The sequence below is a fragment of the Rothia nasimurium genome, from assembly GCF_004569295.1.
Taxonomy (GTDB): domain Bacteria; phylum Actinomycetota; class Actinomycetes; order Actinomycetales; family Micrococcaceae; genus Rothia; species Rothia nasimurium_B.
The window spans coordinates 1-18,092 of the sequence record NZ_SPQC01000037.1 but is presented as its reverse complement, the minus strand read 5'-3'; the positions used below and the strand labels follow the sequence as shown (position 1 = coordinate 18,092).

The 18,092-nt window shown below is 58.4% G+C and carries 16 protein-coding genes and 1 tRNA gene; 6 read left to right on the top strand and 11 right to left on the bottom strand.

From position 1 onward, the window contains the following. Positions 1 to 22 precede the first annotated feature (22 nt). Together E4U03_RS09660 and E4U03_RS09655 are read right to left on the bottom strand one after the other, a co-directional pair. Complete coding sequence (locus E4U03_RS09660) at positions 23 to 1,216, bottom strand: hypothetical protein (protein ID WP_167752393.1); 1,194 nt, start codon at positions 1,214 to 1,216, stop codon at positions 23 to 25. 6 nt (positions 1,217 to 1,222) lie between these two features. Next, complete coding sequence (locus E4U03_RS09655; protein ID WP_167752392.1) at positions 1,223 to 1,954, bottom strand: ATP-binding cassette domain-containing protein; 732 nt, start codon at positions 1,952 to 1,954, stop codon at positions 1,223 to 1,225. 664 nt (positions 1,955 to 2,618) lie between these two features. Here E4U03_RS09655 and tmk point away from each other — a divergent pair. The 3 genes from tmk to E4U03_RS09640 are packed head-to-tail and all read left to right on the top strand — an operon-like array spanning position 2,619 to position 5,176. Beyond that, on the top strand, positions 2,619 to 3,323 hold the full coding sequence (tmk, locus tag E4U03_RS09650; protein ID WP_135013351.1) for a dTMP kinase: 705 nt from the start codon (positions 2,619 to 2,621) through the stop codon (positions 3,321 to 3,323). Further along, entirely contained in the window at positions 3,320 to 4,477 is a 1,158-nt protein-coding gene (locus E4U03_RS09645) for a DNA polymerase III subunit delta' (RefSeq protein WP_135013349.1), read from the top strand. Before tmk ends, E4U03_RS09645 begins: the two co-directional genes overlap by 4 nt. A 33-nt stretch (positions 4,478 to 4,510) precedes the next feature. Next, complete coding sequence (locus E4U03_RS09640; protein ID WP_135013347.1) at positions 4,511 to 5,176, top strand: YczE/YyaS/YitT family protein; 666 nt, start codon at positions 4,511 to 4,513, stop codon at positions 5,174 to 5,176. Between the two features lie 105 nt (positions 5,177 to 5,281). On the opposite strand, the gene E4U03_RS09635 is transcribed toward E4U03_RS09640, so the two are convergent. From E4U03_RS09635 to manA, 3 genes are all read right to left on the bottom strand, one after another. Continuing rightward, entirely contained in the window at positions 5,282 to 6,646 is a 1,365-nt protein-coding gene (locus tag E4U03_RS09635) for a PFL family protein (protein WP_135013345.1), read from the bottom strand. Between the two features lie 12 nt (positions 6,647 to 6,658). Beyond that, positions 6,659 to 6,928, bottom strand: a complete 270-nt coding sequence (locus E4U03_RS09630; RefSeq protein WP_135013343.1) for an ACT domain-containing protein — start codon at positions 6,926 to 6,928, stop codon at positions 6,659 to 6,661. A gap of 217 nt (positions 6,929 to 7,145) precedes the next feature. Further along, positions 7,146 to 8,345, bottom strand: coding sequence for a mannose-6-phosphate isomerase, class I (gene manA, locus E4U03_RS09625; protein WP_135013341.1), 1,200 nt, complete (start codon positions 8,343 to 8,345; stop codon positions 7,146 to 7,148). Positions 8,346 to 8,484: 139 nt separating this feature from the next. Here manA and E4U03_RS09620 point away from each other — a divergent pair, with 139 nt between their 5' ends. Continuing rightward, complete coding sequence (locus tag E4U03_RS09620; RefSeq protein WP_135013339.1) at positions 8,485 to 9,888, top strand: phosphomannomutase/phosphoglucomutase; 1,404 nt, start codon at positions 8,485 to 8,487, stop codon at positions 9,886 to 9,888. Between the two features lie 160 nt (positions 9,889 to 10,048). Here E4U03_RS09620 and E4U03_RS09615 read toward each other — a convergent pair whose 3' ends face one another. Together E4U03_RS09615 and E4U03_RS09610 are read right to left on the bottom strand one after the other, a co-directional pair. After that, positions 10,049 to 11,236 (bottom strand): globin domain-containing protein, encoded by a 1,188-nt coding sequence (locus E4U03_RS09615; RefSeq protein ID WP_135013337.1) that lies wholly within the window; start codon positions 11,234 to 11,236, stop codon positions 10,049 to 10,051. A 121-nt stretch (positions 11,237 to 11,357) separates the two neighbouring features. After that, positions 11,358 to 11,837 carry an RrF2 family transcriptional regulator gene (locus tag E4U03_RS09610; RefSeq protein ID WP_135013335.1) on the bottom strand — a complete coding sequence of 160 codons (480 nt, stop codon included), beginning with the start codon at positions 11,835 to 11,837 and terminating at the stop codon, positions 11,358 to 11,360. 357 nt (positions 11,838 to 12,194) lie between these two features. Between E4U03_RS09610 and E4U03_RS09605 the strand changes: the two genes are divergently transcribed. Continuing rightward, positions 12,195 to 12,563, top strand: coding sequence for a hypothetical protein (locus E4U03_RS09605; protein WP_135013333.1), 369 nt, complete (start codon positions 12,195 to 12,197; stop codon positions 12,561 to 12,563). Between the two features lie 96 nt (positions 12,564 to 12,659). Here E4U03_RS09605 and E4U03_RS09600 read toward each other — a convergent pair whose 3' ends face one another. Together E4U03_RS09600 and E4U03_RS09595 are read right to left on the bottom strand one after the other, a co-directional pair. Then, entirely contained in the window at positions 12,660 to 14,147 is a 1,488-nt protein-coding gene (locus E4U03_RS09600) for a sugar ABC transporter ATP-binding protein (RefSeq protein WP_167752391.1), read from the bottom strand. Positions 14,148 to 14,461: 314 nt separating this feature from the next. Continuing rightward, the gene (locus E4U03_RS09595) at positions 14,462 to 16,285 is read right to left on the bottom strand and encodes a phosphoenolpyruvate carboxykinase (GTP) (protein ID WP_135013329.1); all 1,824 of its coding nucleotides are present in this window, start codon (positions 16,283 to 16,285) and stop codon (positions 14,462 to 14,464) included. Positions 16,286 to 16,729: 444 nt separating this feature from the next. On the opposite strand from E4U03_RS09595, the gene E4U03_RS09590 reads away from it, so the two are divergent. After that, positions 16,730 to 16,802: transfer RNA gene (locus tag E4U03_RS09590), tRNA-Arg, on the top strand. On the opposite strand, the gene E4U03_RS09585 is transcribed toward E4U03_RS09590, so the two are convergent. Together E4U03_RS09585 and E4U03_RS09580 are read right to left on the bottom strand one after the other, a co-directional pair. Then, positions 16,761 to 17,081 (bottom strand): helix-turn-helix transcriptional regulator, encoded by a 321-nt coding sequence (locus E4U03_RS09585; RefSeq protein WP_135013374.1) that lies wholly within the window; start codon positions 17,079 to 17,081, stop codon positions 16,761 to 16,763. The two genes, E4U03_RS09590 and E4U03_RS09585, sit on opposite strands and share 42 nt — an antisense overlap. Positions 17,082 to 17,502: 421 nt before the next feature. Further along, positions 17,503 to 17,793, bottom strand: a complete 291-nt coding sequence (locus E4U03_RS09580) for a hypothetical protein (RefSeq protein WP_135013326.1) — start codon at positions 17,791 to 17,793, stop codon at positions 17,503 to 17,505. Between the last annotated feature and the right edge of the window lie 299 nt (positions 17,794 to 18,092).

The following is an 18,092-nucleotide window of genomic DNA, read 5'->3' as shown; positions in this document are numbered from 1 at the left end:
GGGAACAGTTACTCAGAGTTGATTAGAGCTCCCGAGTAGCTTGTTCTTGTGCAGGGTCTGCATCTGCAGACCCTGTCAGATAGTCAGTGAGCTGAGTCATGAGCAGGTTGATAGAGGCGCTGTAGGTGTTGAAAGCTTGCAGATTATCTTGAGCCAAGAAGACATCCAAACACTGCTCTAGCGGGGCAGTATAAATCGAGGCAACCATACGATGGGCTTCTTCTACCGTCATCGTTGGAGGGTACGCAATATAGGCGGTTCCTTCGTGTAAGGCAGGGAGATCTTCGCCCCTGTAAATCAGGGCCTGTTGTACAGAGGGCAACCCTATACTCTGTATTTTCTTGAAATCAGACGATATCTGCTCCCGTAAATCGTTCCTTGCCAAAGATACTTCCGCCACACAGACCTGCGGTGCGTTACCTAAACAAACAAGATCCTGGTCAGCAAGATAATAGGTTGCAACTGGCCCCAAGTGACCTGCTATGAGGTAGCCTGCTCCCACACCCAGGATTAGGCAAAACGTTGCAAGTCCCGCTTTAACTATCTTCCGTCCACCCCGCCATATAGCCGGGACAAGAAGGCCACCGCCTGCTATCACCGAAAAGACAAGAAGAGCCCCGGGGGCCGCAGGGTCTATATGCTCTACAGGTGAGCAACACATAACCATAGCGGGGCCAGCTAGATACCGTATAAAGGTGATAGGTAGCGTCCAGGTAAAAGCTAGCCACAAGTAGCTTGTCAGCAAAGCAAGGGGATAGGCAAGAAATGGGCGTAGAATTCTACCCCACCAGTAGCCGAGCGCGGTATGAACCATCAAGGCTGAAAGCTGAGCTATGAGAATCAGTACAAACCGAGAATTGGGCAAAGCTTCTGATAACGCAAGCAAGCCAATCGCTCCAGCTATCTGTACCACTGCTCCGCTGAGAAAGGCAGGGGAAAGCCATAACCCCACTATTTGCCACCTTGGTTTGACCGCTGCAGCATGTATCAATTCGGTACGGCGAAGCTGCACCCCTCCCCAGCAGGAAGCTAGAGAGGCCAGACCTGCCGAAAATATAAGTAAAAGCGAAGCCTGCCCGGCAGCAGATTCAGCGTTACCCAAGATAGTCGCTGAGTTGCTGTATACCAGGATGTAAAGAAGATTCAGTATTAGGGCGGCAGGAAGCAACTTGAGGGCTAAATGATGCGCGAATACATATAGAGGTACAGGCCGCATGGTCTTCTATTGCTCTATGAAGTAGTTAAAGGCTGCCGGGGCTTGCTGTTGTGGTGAACCGCTGAAGGGAGCGAGGAAATCATAGGTCTGCCCAGAAAATGTCAGATGGCCACGCTTCAATGCAAGAACATGCTGATAAATTTTATCAAGCTGGTAGAGATCGTGGGTGGCGACAAGTACGACCCGTTCTTGCCCTACAGTTTGAATCAGTTGGTTGATGGCGTCCTTATGTGATGGGTCAAGGCCCGCAGTAGGTTCGTCAAGAAGTAAAGTTCTAGCGCCGGTCGCAAGAGCACCTGCGATAGCCAGACGTTGTGTTTCGCCACCTGATAGTTCTGTGGTTTTACGATCTACTAGCCCTTGGAGGGAGGTTGCCTCAATAGCTTCCTGAGCAAGACGGTTCGCCTTTGAACTTGGATTTGAAGCTAACCAGCTGACATATTGGATATGCTGCTCTACGCTAAGCCCAGGAACCGGCCTGTACTGTTGAGGCACCAAAACTATATGCTTTCGGTACTGTTTCCCCTGTCGCCGGCTATCGACCCGTTGAGATCCTACTTGTAAACCTATAGAACCTTGGGTGGGCTTTAGTGCCGTGGCCAGAAGTGAAAAAAGTGTGCTTTTCCCAGCCCCATTATGGCCAAGCAGGGCTGTAGCACCGGGAGCTAGAGTGAAGTTGAGATCGTAGAGCACCCGGTGCCGACGCCGTGTATAACTAAGATTTTCTACAAAAATCACAGAATCCTCTAATATGTCTGCTTCACATAGGAAACATCGAGGTAGTAATTGCTAATGTACTGATTGTTCAACCGCTCAACCTTGAAATAATATTCATTAGGCCTTGTCATGCGGCCAAAGTTATAGGACCCACATTTCTGGCTAATCCCCCCCAGACCTATAATCTGGGAACAGCCCCATCTTATCCCAAAGACCTAAGTCGATAGAAGTGAGATTACCGTAACGGAGAGAACACCCTTGAAAATAAGTAATCGTACTATTTGCATCTGATGTATTATCCTGCCAGGCTCTAGAGGTGAAACCCGGAAGTGCCCCTGAGATACGAGACTCCCACTGCCCCTCGGCAAAAGCAGCTCCCGCAAAGATAACTGAACTAAGGGCGGCAACAGAAAAAGCTGCACCAAGTCTTCTTTTAGAAAAAAACATAACAGAAATCTTTCTACTTACCAATAACAGTTAGAGATGTACATCTCATGCCAAAATATTATCGCTGAATAAAAAGCAACGTCAAGAAATTTTTTATAGATAATTCTATGAGTGTAAATCGTGCCCACGCACCGCTCACATCGGTTTTAAAGACTGCGAATACAAAGAACTATCCATTAGGGCGTCCTAGGCAGTAACTAACCTAGGTCAGATTTACAACCTTGGTAGGCTTATACCCGTGACCCACGCACTTTCTTACACCCCAGAAGCCGACCCGGGCGTCCGCACTCTCCCGGCGGACGCGAGCAGCGCGGCCCGCCCCTACCCCGGCACCTTTATCGCCTTCGAAGGCGGGGACGGCTCGGGCAAAACCACCCAGATTAAACTCCTGGCCGACGCCCTAACCGAACGCGGCTACTCGGTGCTGGTCACCCGCGAACCCGGCGGAACCGATATCGGTGAGAAACTCCGCGCCCTGGTTCTTGAGCACGGCAACGGTGAGATTGACCCCCACACCGAGGCCCTGATTTTTGCTGCCTCCCGCGCAGCTCACGCCCACCAGAAGATCCACCCCGCCCTTGAAGCCGGGCAGGTGGTGCTCTGCGACCGCTACATCGATTCATCAGCCGCCTACCAGGGGGCCGGCCGCGGCCTGGGCATCGACACCGTGGTCGATCTCAGCCGCTGGGCAACCTCTAATCTACTACCCGACACCACTATTCTGCTCGATGTACCCCTGGCCGAAGGACGCTCCCGCGCAGGTACCCGGGGCGCCGCCGACCGCATGGAATCAGCAGATGACACCTTCCACCGCACCCTACATGCCACCTTCCAGCAGCTAGCCGACGCCAGCCCCGAGCGGTACGCCCGCATTGACGGCGCCCGCCCCATCGAGGACGTCCACAAGGATGTGCTAGCAGCAGCCCTGGGGAGCATCGCATGAGCGTCTTTGACACCCTCACCGGCCAGCTCGACGTACGCGCCCAGCTCACCCGCGCTGCAGCCGAAGAGAAGCCAACCCACGCCTGGCTCTTCACCGGCCCTCCCGGAGCGGGACGCTCCACCGCTGCCCTAGCTTTCGCTGCTGCCCTGCTCTGTGACCAGCCAGACCCAGCTGCCCGGGGCTGCGGGCACTGCCGATCCTGCCAGACGGTGCTCAGTGGCTCCCACGCCGACTTCCTACACTTCACTACCGAAAAGACAACCATCACCATCGAAGAGGCCCGCGACTTCGTGGTCAAAGCCCAGGACCGCCCCGCGGTGGGGCGCTGGCGCGTCATGCTCATTGAGGACGCCGACCGCATGCCCGAGCGCACCTCCAACGTGCTACTCAAAGCTATTGAAGAGCCCCCGCCCTACACCATCTGGCTGCTCACCGCCCCCTCGCCCGCGGACGTCCTGGTGACCATCCGCTCCCGCTGCCGCCCGGTCAAGCTGCGCCTACCCTCGGTTGCGGACGTCGCCGCCCGACTTCTTGCCGACGCGCAGGCAAACGGCACCCCGCTCGAACCCCACCAGGCAGACTTCATAGCCCGCCTGGCCCAGGGCAATCTGGAAGTAGCCCACAAGCTAGCCACCGACCCCGAAGCCCGCAAACGCCGCAGCACCGTGGTGCAGATGCCCATCGCCCTGCGCTCCATTGCCGCTGCCATGGAGGCCGCCGATGACCTCATCACCATCGCCGAAGCAGAAGCCGAAGGGGACGCCGAAGCCCGCAACGAAGCCGAGCATTCCGCCCTGCTCACAGCCCTGGGCTATGAGGACGGCGAGAAGCTCTCCCCCACCCACCGGGCCCAGGTACGCCAGCTCGAAGAAGACCAAAAGCGCCGTGCCAAGCGCATTCAGACCGATACCCTCGATAGGTTCTTGGCCGACATTCAAACCGTCTTCCGCGATGTGCTCACCGTACAGCTCTCCACCGGGGCAGACATCATCAACGCCCACCTAGCCGATGACATCTACGCCTATGCCGAGCGCACCAGCCCCGACCGAACCCTAGCCCACCTCGATACGGTAGCTACCACCCGCCGCCGTATCCGCACCAACGCGGGCGCCCGCCTGGCCTTCGGAGCCATGATGACCAGCTTCATCGCCTAGCCCCCTGCCCTTCTCCCGCCAGAAAGCATTTAGATGGCCCAGTCCGCTCCCCGTCCGCTCGCCCACCTGGGGCCCCTGCAGCAGCTGCGCGCAGGAAAACTTGCCCTGCGCCTGCCCCTACTCGTGGTCGGCCTGGTAGGTTTCGGGGCCTCCTGCGCCCTGCTCGTTAAGGCTGGCCTGGGTGCCCTGGGCTGGGACGTGCTCACCCTGGGCCTGATGGAAATCACCGGCATGAGCTACGGAGCGCTGACCATTATCACGTCCTTTGTGGTGCTACTCTTCTGGCTGCCCCTCAAAGAAATGCCGGGGCTGGGCACCCTTGCCAACGCTATTTTGGTGGGCCTATCGGCCGATGTAGCGATGGATATCATTCCCGGCCCCGCCGGGGTGCTGACCCAGTGGGTCTATCTGGCTGTAGGCATTCTGGCCTTTTCCTTTTTTGACGCCCTTTACCTGGGTGCCCAGTTCGGCTCCGGCCCGCGCGACGGGCTGATGACCGGGCTGGTGCGCGTCACCGGCCGCCCCATCTGGCTGGTACGCACCGTGTTAGAGGTAACCGTGGTGGCAGCCGGCATCGCCATGGGCGGCCACTTCGGTGTGGGTACCCTGCTCATCGCCTTTTCTGTGGGGCCCCTCATCGGCTGGTTCCTGCCCTACGTGACGGTGCCGCTCACCCCGCGTCCGCGCCCGGTTCCGTAGTTCGCGACCCGCACACAGCCCACGGCCTGCAAGGGGACCGCAAAACCAAAAAGGGACCGCATACTATGCGGTCCCTTTTTGGAAATCAGATCCCCTTGCGGGGGATTAGTTGCGGAAGCCGTGTACCGGGGAGGGGATACGGCCGCCACGGGCCACAAAGACCTCAGCCGACTCGGGGTGGGCAGGCATGACGGGGGCACGGCCCAACAGACCACCAAACTCCACCATCTCGCCAATTTGCAGGCCGATAGCAGGAATGACACGCACCGCGGTAGTCTTGTGGTTCATGACGCCGATGGCGGCTTCGTCGGCAATCATGGCAGAAATGGTCGCGGCCGAGGTATCGCCGGGAATCGCCACCATATCCAGACCCACGGAACAAATCGCGGTCATAGCTTCGAGCTTATCCAGGGTAATCTTGCCGGCGGCAGCAGCTTCAATCATGCCGATATCCTCAGAAATCGGGATGAAGGAGCCCGAGAGGCCACCCACGTGCGAGCAGGCCATGAGCCCGCCCTTCTTCACCGCGTCATTAAGCAGTGCCAGGGCAGCAACGGTGCCGTGGGTACCCACCGACTCAAGTCCCATCTCTTCAAGCACATGAGCTACCGAGTCGCCCACCTCGGCGGTGGGCGCCAGAGAGAGATCGACGATACCGAACTCCACGCCTAGGCGCTCCGCGGCCAGGGTGCCCACCAGCTGCCCCATACGGGTAATCTTGAAAGCCGCCTTCTTAATAGCTTCAGCACAGTCGTCGAAGGACGCCCCGCGCACCTTCTCGAGGGCACGCTTGACCACGCCGGGGCCAGAGACACCCACCGAGATAACGGTGTCGGCCTCCTGCACCCCGTGGAAGGCACCTGCCATGAAGGGGTTGTCAGAAACAGCGTTGGCAAAAACCACCAGCTTGGAGCAGCCAAAGCCGTGGGCTTCAGCGGAGCCCTCAGCGGTTTCGCGGATAACCTCGCCCATAGTGCGCACAGCGGTCATGTTGATACCGGCACGGGACGAGCCAATGTTCACCGAGGCACAGACCACATCGGTTTCGTTCAAGGCACGCGGAATAGAGCGCAGGAGCTTCTCGTCAGCCAGGGTAGCGCCCTTATCAACCAGGGCGGTGAAGCCACCGATGAAGTTAACCCCCACAGCCTTGGCGGCAGCGTCCAGGGTCTTGGCGAACTCCACGTAGTCCTCGTCGTTTGAGGCACCCGCCACCAGGGCAATCGGGGTCACCGAAATACGCTTATTGATAATGGGAATGCCGAGTTCGGCCTCAATACCCTCAGCTACCTCAACCAGGCGGGCTGCGCGGGAGGTGATCTTGTCGTAAATCTTCTGGCGGGCTACCGAGCCGTCAGAATCGGCGCAGTCCAGCAGAGAGATGCCCATGGTGACCGTGCGGATATCAAGCTTATCTTCATTGATCATCTGCAGGGTCTCAAGAATGTTACCGGAACGGTCGCTAAACATAGTCGGTAACTCCTAGAGGGTATGCATGGCCTGAAAGATGGCGTCAGACTGAATACGAATCTGCACACGCTGCTCTTCTTCAACCGGCTTCATAGCCTCTTGCAGGTCGGTAATCGACTGGGCAGAATCGTCGAAGCTTCCCTGCAGGATCATAGTGAAGTAGCCCTGCATAAGGGTCTGGGAGACGTTCTCGATATTGACCTTGCACTCGGCGAGCTTGGTGGTGACGCCAGCGATAATGCCTTCGTGGTCGAGGCCGGTTACGGTCAGAATAATTTTCATGGGTTTCCTTGTGGGACTCGTAGCCCCGCTCCCCCGATGCTTGGGGTGGGGCGGTCGTTTTCGTCCCTTCTACTTTACCCAGTTCTCGCCGCGCACGTGGCCTAGACAACAAAGAAAGCCGTGCGGTGGCGTCCGCCCACCTTTAAACCCGTGTTATGCCACGAAACCTCCGTGCAAGACGGAGGTTGCGTGGCACACTGCGAGGTTCAAAAAAGGGTTAGTGCTGGGCTGCGATGTAGAGTTCGCCGGCGCCGGTGACGGTCACCTCGGTGGGCTCGCCCACGTACATGACCGACTGGGTGCCAGTCAGGGTGAAGGTCTTGACCTCGTCGCTGACCACAACGGTGCCGCCCGCGCACAGGGCGGTGACTACACCGGCCAGGGGCAGGGTGATGGTTTCGCCCTCTTCAACGACCAGATGAGTGACAGACAGGCGTTCGTCCCACATGGAGTACTCGTCGGCCTTCTCGCTGGTGGGGGTAGGACGCTGGATGGTAGGTGCGCCCTGGCCCTCGCCCAGGATCTTGATGAGCTCTTCCTCATCGATGTGCTTGGGAGTAAGACCGGCGCGCATGACGTTGTCTGAGGGGTTCATCAGCTCAATAGCGGTACCCGAGACGTAGGCGTGCACCTGGCCGTCGGGGGTGTAGGCAGAGTCGCCGGGGGCAAGGTAGACCAGGTTCATGACCAGGGCGACCAGCAGGCCGCGGTCGCCGGGGTACTTGCTGTCAATCAGGGTTACCAGCTCGGCAACACCGGCGGCGGTTGACTCGCTACCGGGAACTTCACCGTTCTTGGCTACCCAGGCACGCGCGGACGCAACGGTCTGCTCGACAGCTGCCGCGGCGGCGTCCTGCGGCATACGGATAATGACGGTGAGTAGCTCCTTGGCGGTCTTGGCCGCGCCCAGGGCCCCGGTGAGCCAGGGCAGGGAGAAGTGCTCAGCGATAGCGCGCAGCTCTGCGAACTCGCGCACGCCGGTCAGGATGCGCATGGGCGAAAGAGCGATAACGGTTTCGGGCTTAGAGAACCGGTCCTTGTAGTTACGGGACGGGTCGTCAAGGGCGATGCCGCGGGCGTTCTCGTCCGCAAACCCTGCCTGGGCCTGTTCGTCGGTGGGGTGCACCTGAATCGACAGGGGGGATTCAATAGCAAGAATCTTGAAGAGGAAGGGGAAGGTGTCGCTGGTGCGCTGCGGGTTGAGGAAGCGGGCAGGCTGCTCGCCGACCAGGGCATCGAGCGGGAAGGCGCCGCCGTCCACGTGAGCTATGGAGGGGGCGGACGAGTGCGCGCCCACCCACAGCTCAGCCTCCGGCTGTTCGGTGGGGGCGGGGACGCCGCGCATGAGGGCCAGTGTCTCGTAGGAGCCCCAGGCGTAGTTCTGAATCGGATTATCTAAAGAAAAAAATTCACCCATAGGCACCATCAAACCATGCCCTGGGCTGGCCACCCCGCAGTTTATAGCGCAGAAACCTGGTGTTTATCGCCATAAATCACACAGGAAATCTGTCTGGATACTGTCTAAACAGGTCACAGGGCAATTAGACTTACCTTTCGTGAATACTATTGATTTAACCGCATCTTTTAAGGCTTACGATGTTCGCGGCATCGTGGGCGAAACCATCACCGCCGAGACCGTCCGCGCAACCGGCGCAGCTTTCGTAGACGTTCTCGGTCTGGCTGGCCAGGACGTTCTGGTGGGCGCCGACATGCGCCCCTCCGGCCCCGAGTTTATGGCCGCTTTCGCTGAGGGTGCTACCGCCCGCGGTGCTAACGTCATCAACATCGGCCTGATTTCTACCGACGAGCTCTACTTCGCCTGTGGCGTTGAGAACGCTGCCGGTGTCACCTTCACCGCCTCCCACAACCCTGCCGAGTACAACGGCATGAAGATGTCTAAGGCGGGCGCTGTTCCCCTGTCATCAGAGTCCGGTCTGTTCGATATTCGTGACTTAGCCCAGAAGTACCTGAACGAGGGGGAAATTCCCGCCGTTGATACCCCCGGTTCTGTATCTGAGAAGGACGTTCTCAAGGCCTACTCAGAGTACCTGCGTAACCTGGTTGACCTCTCGGGCATCCGCCCCCTCAAGGTTGTTGTGGACGCCGGTAACGGCATGGGCGGCATGACCACCCCCGCTGTACTGGGCGACGCAATCCTGCCCGGCCTGCCCCTGGAAATCGTGCCCCTCTACTTCGAGCTGGACGGCACCTTCCCCAACCACCCCGCCAACCCCCTGGAACCTGCCAACCTGGTTGACCTGCAGAAGGCTGTTGTTGAGCACGGTGCAGATATTGGTCTGGCTTTCGACGGTGACGCTGACCGCTGCTTCGTCATCGACGAGAAGGGCGAGCCTGTCACTCCGTCCGCTGTCACCGCCCTGGTGGCTGAGCGCGAGATTGCCCGCGCCAAGGCCGAGGGTAACGACGAGCCCGTAATCATCTACAACCTGATTACCTCTAAGGCTGTGCCTGAGCTGGTTGAGAAGCTAGGCGGCCGCGCTATCAAGACCCGCGTGGGCCATTCCTTCATCAAGGCTGTTATGGCTGAAGAGTCTGGCGTTTTCGGTGGCGAGCACTCCGCCCACTACTACTTCAAGGACTTCTTCAACGCCGACACCGGCATGCTGGCTGCCATGCACGTGCTGGCTGCCCTGGGTGAGGGCGAGCAGCCCCTTTCTGAGCTGGGCGCTGCCTACTCCCCCTACGTTCCTTCTGGCGAAATCAACTCTGAGCTGGAAGACAAGGCCGGTGCTATCGCCCGCGTTGCCGAGCACTTCGGCGATACCGTTGAGGTATCCGACATGGACGGCACCACCTTCGAGCACAAGACCGAGGGCTGGTGGGCTAACCTGCGCCCCTCCAACACCGAGCCCTTCCTGCGCCTGAACCTTGAGGCCCCCGACCAGGCCACCATGGAGCGTGTGCGCGATCAAATCCTCAAGATTGTGCGCGAGGGCTAACCCCAAGCACCCCTCTTTGTACCAGCTCCTGCCCACTTTTCAGGCTTAAAGTGAGCAGGGCGCGGTACAAAAGGTAAAAATGAGGACGCCCGCCCCGCTTTCCTGCCACACGGCAAGGAAGGTGGGGCGGGCGTCCTTTTCTACCTACCTTTAGGTCAGCTTAGGAGGCACAGGCCTGGTCGTGCAGCATCCACTGGTCAGGGCCGAAAATCTCGTACTGGATATTGGTGCCGGGCAGGCCAGCTTCGACCAGCTGGGAGCGGACGCCCTGCATGAAGCCCAGGGGGCCGCACAGGTAGGCAGAGGCGTTAGCGGGCACGTTCAGCTCAGCCACGTTGACGCGGCCCTCGAAGTTGCCCTCGCCGTCGGCCTCGATAAAGGAGACCAGACGGCCGTTTTCGAGCATCTCAACGTAGGCGGTCATCTCATCGCGCAGGGGCCAGGTGGTAAAGGAACGGTCGGCGTGCACCACGACAACCTCGCGCTTGGAGCCGGTTGCTGCCAGTTCGGAGAGGAAGGCAATCATGGGGGTCACGCCGATACCGGCTGAGAAGAGGTAGAGGGGCTGGGAGTCGTCATCGCCAAAACCGCCCAGAGTGACATCGCCGTAGGGATTGGAGACCTCAACGATAGCGCCGACCTGTAGCTCGTGCAGAATGGGGGTCATTTCGCCGGCGGTGTCCAGCTTGATGGCGACGCGGCGCTGGTTCTTCTCGGCGGGCAGCAGGGTGAACTGGCGGGCCTGGCGCAGGCCGTCCTTAGCCTTGGTGACGATAGAAACGTACTGGCCGGCAACGGCGTCGGTCATGGCGACGGCGTTGGCGGGCTCGAAGGTAAGGTCGAGCACGTTCTCGCCGGTTTCCTTGCGTTCTACCAGGCGGAAGGGGGCGAACATGACGTCGTTGGCCTGGGAGGCGTAGAGGCCCTTTTCGAGCTTGATAAGGGCGTCGGCCATGAGCCAGTAGACCTCGGTCCAGGCTTCTGCGATCTCGGGGGTCAGGGTGTCGCCCAGGTTAGCGGCAATAGCTTCGAAGAGGTACTTGTAGACGGTGGGGTATTCCTCTTCGCGCAAGCCCAGGGAGGCGTGCTTATGGGCGATGCGGGAGAGTACCTCGTCGGGGTACTTGTCGGGGTTGGCCAGGATGTAGGAGGCAAAGACCGCGATGGAGCCGGCCAGGGCCTTGGGCTGGGTGCCTTCGAGCTGGGATGAGCGAGAGAACATACCGTCGAGCAGGTCGGGGCGGGCGGCGAACATGCGCTGGTAGAAGTCGGGGGTGATGTCGTTGATTCGCTCGGCGATGACGGGCAGGGTTGCCTCGATGACGGGGCGAGACTTTGCTGAGAGCACGGCTCCTCCTTGGTGACAGAGTGTTGTTAAACCACCATCAATTTAGCATACAGAATGCTAGTTTTGGGAGAAAAAGAACCGCCCCCGCGCTTTTTGCGCGAGAACGGCATATGAGGGCTTGTCAGAGGAAGGACGCCTGGGGCAGCTTTTTTGTCTGAGCCAGGGGCCCAAGACCCAGTTCCAAGAAAACCGGGCCCATCTGCTTCTCATTGGGCAGCTCAGAAATAACCACCGGGTCGAGCATTTTGAAGAATTCTTCACGGGCATTCGCCAGAATTTTTTTCAGAGAGCAGGAATGGCGCATGGGGCATTCATTCGCGCCGCCCTCGCACTCCACCATGGGAATATCGCCCTCGGAGGCACGAAGCACCTGCCCTACCGTGGCACGGGCACCGGCCTCTGACAGGCGCACCCCGCCGGTGCGTCCGCGGGTGGACTCCACCAGGCCCATGTTGGCCAAAAAGGCCACCGACTTCGCCACATGGTTGTAAGGAGTGCCCACACCCTCAGCGATCTTCTGGGTAGATATCTGCTCACCGTCGAGACCCGATAGCAGCATCAGGACGCGCAGCGACACGTCAGAAAATGCGGTAAGACGCACGGGCCAACTCCTTGAATCATATGAGCGAGGGCGAAGCTTTCTCTCTCACGGTACAGCCAAAAAGGTTCACCGTTCAACCTTTGCTTACATGAAGGTCTTAAATTTCCCCAACCCTTGTACCGCTAACAAGCGCAGTGCCCTTATCTGCAAGGAGTTTCACACGGCACACCTGCCCGCTCACTTGTAGCAGTTAGGGCACCTGTAAGAGTAGTATTGATACTGTAAACACTCGCGGGCGCACACACCCAGTCATCACACACTAGCTGAAGACAAGGGTCACGCTGACCGCACCCACCGTCTCTTCACCGGCCACTCCCCCGTAGCGTGCCGGTGCAGAACTAGACATAAGGAACTATCTTGTCACAGCTTGATACCTCCATCCAGGAACTCCTGTCCATTGAAGGCGCAACCGGTGCAGCTCTCGTTGACATCTCCTCCGGCATGGCTCTGGCCTCCGGCGGTTCACCCGGCTTCGACCTGACCGTTGCTGCAGCTGGCAACTCCAACGTAGTACGTGCCAAGCTCAAGACCATGAACGACCTGGGTCTGAACGGCAACATCGAAGACATCATGATTACCCTGTCTTCCCAGTACCACCTAATCAACGTTCTGAACGCTTCAGAGACCTCAGGCCTCTTCGTTTACCTGGTGCTGGACCGCAACACCGCTAACCTGGCTCTGGCTCGTCACAAGCTGAACGCCATCTCAGGCCGCATCTCCCTGTAAGTTGCAGGTAGAGGCAGTCTCTCAAGCCTTATAGCTCAAGAACCCCGGCAGGTTACCTGCCGGGGTTCTTTGTAGCGTTAGGACGCCGGTGGGCGGCTAAACCAGGTCTTCGCCCAGGGCCTCACCCATGAGGGTGTCTTCGGTCGCTGCCTTGTTCTGTTGGATTGAGACCAGCTTGCCCGAACGCATCACGGCGATGCGGTTGCACAAGCCAATGAGCTCCGACATGTCTGAACCGATCAGGATGATAGAGGTACCCTTCTCGGTCAGCTCGGCCAGCATCTTGTAAATCTCGCTCTTGGCGCTCACGTCGATGCCGCGGGTGGGGTGGTTGAGAATCAGAATCTCGCAGTCGGTGGTCATCCAGCGGGCCAGGGCGACCTTCTGCTGGTCACCGCCCGAGAGCTTGCCAACTTCACCCTGAATATTGGTGGTCTTGATGCGCAGCTTCTGGATCTGCTCAGCTACCTCACGCAGGGCGGAAACCTCGTGCAGGAAGCCTTCGGGGCTTTCCTTGATGCCGGCATTTTCCATCAGGGTCTTAGCGATGGAGCGTTCGTTGGCCAGGCCCAGCTCGTCGTCATTATCTGACAGGTAGCCGATGCCGTGGGCAACCGAATCCTCGGGGGAGCCGATGGTGGCGTCCTCGCCGTTAATCTTGAGGGTACCGAACTTGGCGGTCTCGCCCACACCGACCAGGGCCGCGGCCACCTCGTTGATGCCTGAGCGGCGCAGGCCGGTCAGGCCGAAGATTTCACCGCGGTCTACCGAGAAGGTGACGTTGTTGAGAGAGCCCTTGGCGCTGGTCAGGTTCTCAATCACCAGTTTAGCGTCCTCACCAGCGAACTCGTCGGGGCGTCCACCCATCTCGATTTCGCGGCTGAACATCTTAAAGGCGATTTCTTCTGCGGTCATCGTACCGGGGTTAATTTCGGTGTTGATGGTGCCCTCAGACAGGATGACGGCGCGGTTAGCCAGGGAGCGGATTTCATCGATGCGGTGGGTGATGTAAATGACCGCGCGGCCTTCGGCGGCCAGCTTCCGGGTCACCTCGTGCAGCTGATAAATCTCATAGTCGTTAAAGGTTGCGGCGACTTCGTCCATGAGCACCAGGCGGGTGTTCTCGGCTTCCATGCGCACGACCTCAACCAGGGCCTGCTCAGCGCGTACCAAATCGCCCATCTTGGCGCGGGGGTCTACCGCCAGGCCAATCTCTGAAATCAGTTCCTGGGCGCGGGCTACCAGGGCTTCTTCGTCGTCACCGGCGTGCTCGGTAGAGCGGAAGATAGCCTGGGCGACAGTGAGTTCGGGGTCTACCTTGAACTTCTGGCGGATTGAGCCGACGCCGGCTTCAAGAGCTTCTTCGGGGGTGTGGGGGGCGTACTTTTCGCCGTCCAGGGTGATGGTTCCACCACCCGGGCGGTCCCATCCACCCAGAATCGACAGGAAGGTTGACTTTCCTGCACCGTTTTCGCCGAGAAGACCTACGATCTCACCGGCAGCTACCTCTAGATTCACGCCCTTGAGGGCACGAAGGTGCTCGTGGTTCTTGGTGAGGTTCTTGACACTCAGCAGATTTCCCACTCTGTTCTTTCCTTCCAACATGCGAGCGATGCGCCCAGGGCGCCGTGCAAAAAGCTCTGTGATAGGTCGGTGGCTAGTCGATGAGCTTTGTGGGGGAAGCACAGCAGGGCTACACAAAATTCAGCCATTCTTAAGCATTCTACAGAATATTAAGTCGGCTTTACGTCCACTCTTTGGGGCCTCCCGCCTGTCTGCCCACACGATGAGGAGGTGACCTGTGCGAAAAGTTTTTCGCACAGGTCACCTCCATAACCGTGTCGCTATTTTACTTTCGGTTGCAAGGACGCCCGCCGCAGCCTGCGGGGGAACGCGCCCTAGTTCAGTTCAGCGGCTAGGGCATCGCGCTGGGCGTGAATTTCAGCGGGTACCTTGTCGCCGAGGAAGGCCAGCCATTCGTCGATTCCGGGCAGTTCTTGGGCCCACTCGTCCTTGTTGACGGCCAGGGCAGCGGTGAGTTCGGTGTCGCTGATATCGAGGCCGGTGAGGTCGAGGTCGCTCTTGCCGGGTACCACGCCGAGGAAGGTTTCTTGGCCGCCGGCCTTGCCGTCCAGACGGTCGAAAATCCACTTGACCACGCGGGAGTTCTCGCCAAAGCCGGGCCAGGCGAAGCCACCGTCGGGGGTGCGGCGGAACCAATTGACGTAGTAAATCTTGGGCATGTTCTCTTCGCCGTGCTTCTTGCCCAGGTCAATCCAGTGCTGGATGTAGTCACCGGCGTTGTAGCCAATGAAGGGCAGCATGGCCATGGGGTCGCGGCGAACCACGCCCACAGCGCCCTTGGCGGCGGCGGTGGTCTCGGATGAGAGGGTCACACCGCGGAAGACACCCTGCTCCCAGCTGGAGGCTTCAGCGACCAGGGGCACGGTGGTCTTGCGGCGGCCACCGAAGATGATAGCTGAGAGGGGCACACCATCCGGTGCGTAGTACTCTTCAGCCAGCATGTCTGCCTGGGAGATGGGGGTGCAGAAACGGGAGTTGGGGTGGGCAGCAGGACGGCCAGATTCGGGCGTCCAGTCGTTGCCCTGCCAGTCAATCAGGTGCTCGGGCACCTCATCGGTCTTACCCTCCCACCAGACAGAGTTATCGTCGGTGAGGGCCACATTGGTGAAGATAGTGTTGCCCTTGGCAATCGCGCGCATAGCGTTGCGGTTGGTGGACCAGCCGGTGCCCGGGGCTACGCCGAAGAGACCGGCCTCGGGGTTGACCACGAAGGGCTTGCCGTCGCGGAATTCAATCCAGGCGATGTCGTCACCAACCATTTCAGCCTTCCAGCCGTCAATGGTGGGGTCCATCATAGCGAAGTTGGTCTTGCCGCAGGCTGAGGGGAAGGCAGCTGAGATGTACTTGCTCTTGCCCTCGGGGTTGGTCATCTTGAGCACCAGCATATGCTCGGCCATCCAGCCCTCGTCGTGGCCGATAACTGAGGCGATACGCAGGGCGTAGCACTTCTTACCCAGCAGGGCGTTGCCGCCGTAGCCCGAACCGAAAGACCAGATTTCGCGGTCCTCGGGGAACTGCACAATGTACTTTTCGGGGTTGCAGGGCCAGGGGACGTCCGCCTGACCGGCTTCGAGGGGGGCACCGACCGAGTGCAGGGCCTTGACGAAGAAGGCCTCGGTTTCGGTCATCTTCTTCAGCACATCGGCGCCGATGGTCGCCATAATGCGCATGGAGGTCACCACGTAGGCTGAGTCGGTAATTTCGACGCCGAACTTGGGGTTGGTGGCATCGAGCGAGCCCATGACGAAAGGAATGACGTACATGGTGCGACCACGCATAGACCCGGTGAAGAGCTCGGTCAGGGTGGCCTTCATCTCGCCGGGGTCACGCCAGTTGTTGGTGGGGCCAGCTCCCTCTTCGGTGGCCGAGCAGATAAAGGTGCGCTCTTCTACACGAGCCACGTCGTCGGGGTCCGAGAAGGCAACGTAGGAGTTCGGGAACTCATGGTCGCTGAGCTTGCGGAAGGTACCGGCCTCGACCAGTTCACCGGCCAGGCGGTCGTATTCTTCCTGTGAGCCATCGGCCCAGTAAATACGCTCAGGCTGGGTCATCTGGGCAATACCAGCAACCCACTGCAGCAGCTCTGCGTGAGTGGTGGGTGCCTGTGCGGTTACGTTGTCAATTGAAATGTCAGTCATCTGACGCTTCCCCTTATAAATCGTTGGCCTGAAACACTCCACTGTGTTGTTCAGGTGCGCGTGCCCCGCCCTGCTCCCCAGCCAGCAGGCAGGTAGAAACAGAAAAACGCGCCACCCATATCAATGAATAAACGCGTCGTGCGGTGCACTTTCACTTCATCGTGTGTTTCCAGAGTACATAGCTCGCCCCGGTTTGTCCTCATTGGTACGTAAATATTTCGTTACAGTCCTCATGACCTGTGGTCTGGCCAACACGATGCAGGCCCGGGCGAACTTTTTCAACTTTCTTTACCCCCTCTTTTTCCGCGTATTTACGCGGTTTTCACCCCAAATTCACCCCTTTTGAGAGCAGGGTCACGCATTTTCGATTTGCACAGTCACGCAAACCTGCGTAACGTATTACCTGTTGCAGCGACGGGCTAAGAAAGCCGGTCAACGCATGATGCGCCTGTAGCTCAACGGATAGAGCATCTGACTACGGATCAGAAGGTTGGGGGTTCGAATCCCTTCGGGCGCACTCCATAGAAGCCCTCTCACCATCTTGTGAGGGGGCTTTTTTCGTCTCACCAGTCAGCAACCAATCTAAATCAACCCCCGTCGCCATTGCCCACAGAATCAGGGTAGAGCGGCGGGGTTTACTTTTGCCCGTCTCTGCCGCACTGATTGAGGTTCGAGATACACCAATTTTTTCTGAGAGCTGGCCCTGGTCTAGCTCTGCCTCTTCACGCGCCTGTAGCAAGCGATAGCGCAAACGGCTAGCCGGAACTCTACCTGTTTCATGTTGCGTTAGTGTCATGCTCCAAGTTTAGAACAGTAGAAACGCTACAGACAAGATAATTAAAGAAAGTTTAGAACTTGCATTAAATCAGGTTTGGGCTGATACTTAAGTCATGCAAAGTTTAGAACTGGTATCAAGTGCTGAAGCGGCGGGGCGCCTGGGAGTCACCCAGCGCTACATCGCAAAGCTCGTAAAAGACGGTTCAATCACGCCTTTACACAAAAACCCCGGCCGAACCGGGGCATACCTGTTTACCAGCGATGAAGTTGAGCACTACCGCGCTATGCGCGAACTCCAAACAGCAGGAAAGGCCACCAAATGAGCACCCCAAAAGCACAACATGACGTACAAGAGCTATTAAGCGGCCTTAGGGAACGTGATGGCTTTTATTCATCAACTGAGCTACTAGCAGCCGCAATCCTCAAGGCCGCCTACATTATCAGCGACTCAATACAGAAATCGAGCCAGCCGTCAGAGTCGGCTTATCCTCACGCGCCGTTGGCAAGCCAGTACGGAAATCGTAACGGTCTGTCGTAATTAAGAAGCGAAGAACCTTAGACATGTCAAGAACGGTTTTCCCGCTCTTGCCGACTGCCAAGGTCAGCACAGAACGGTGCTTCAAAGCCGATGAGAAAATGCGTTCAATCTCTTCCAGCTCGCCAGAAAAGATGTACTGACATGGCTCTTTCTGTGACTCGAAGAAGACTTTTACGTAAACAACCTTATCCACCTTACTCACCTCCTTTCTGTGCGCGCTACCGGCCAGGGTAGCCCCGCACAGAACCATCATAGCCCTGTGGGCCAGCCCGGCGGCTAGTACACCAATTCCTTTCACATCTACACAAGTAATAAGAGTAAGTAGAACCCGGTTCGACTCCGGCACAGGGCACAAGGCGAATACCGCGCCTAATCAAAGCTAGAAGACTAGCAACTGTAGACCCGGCAGTAATTCCTTCTTTACGTTCCTTGAAGCCGGTAGACGGCCTTGCAAGCTGTCTACGAACTAAGAGAACGCCCTAGCAAGCCCCG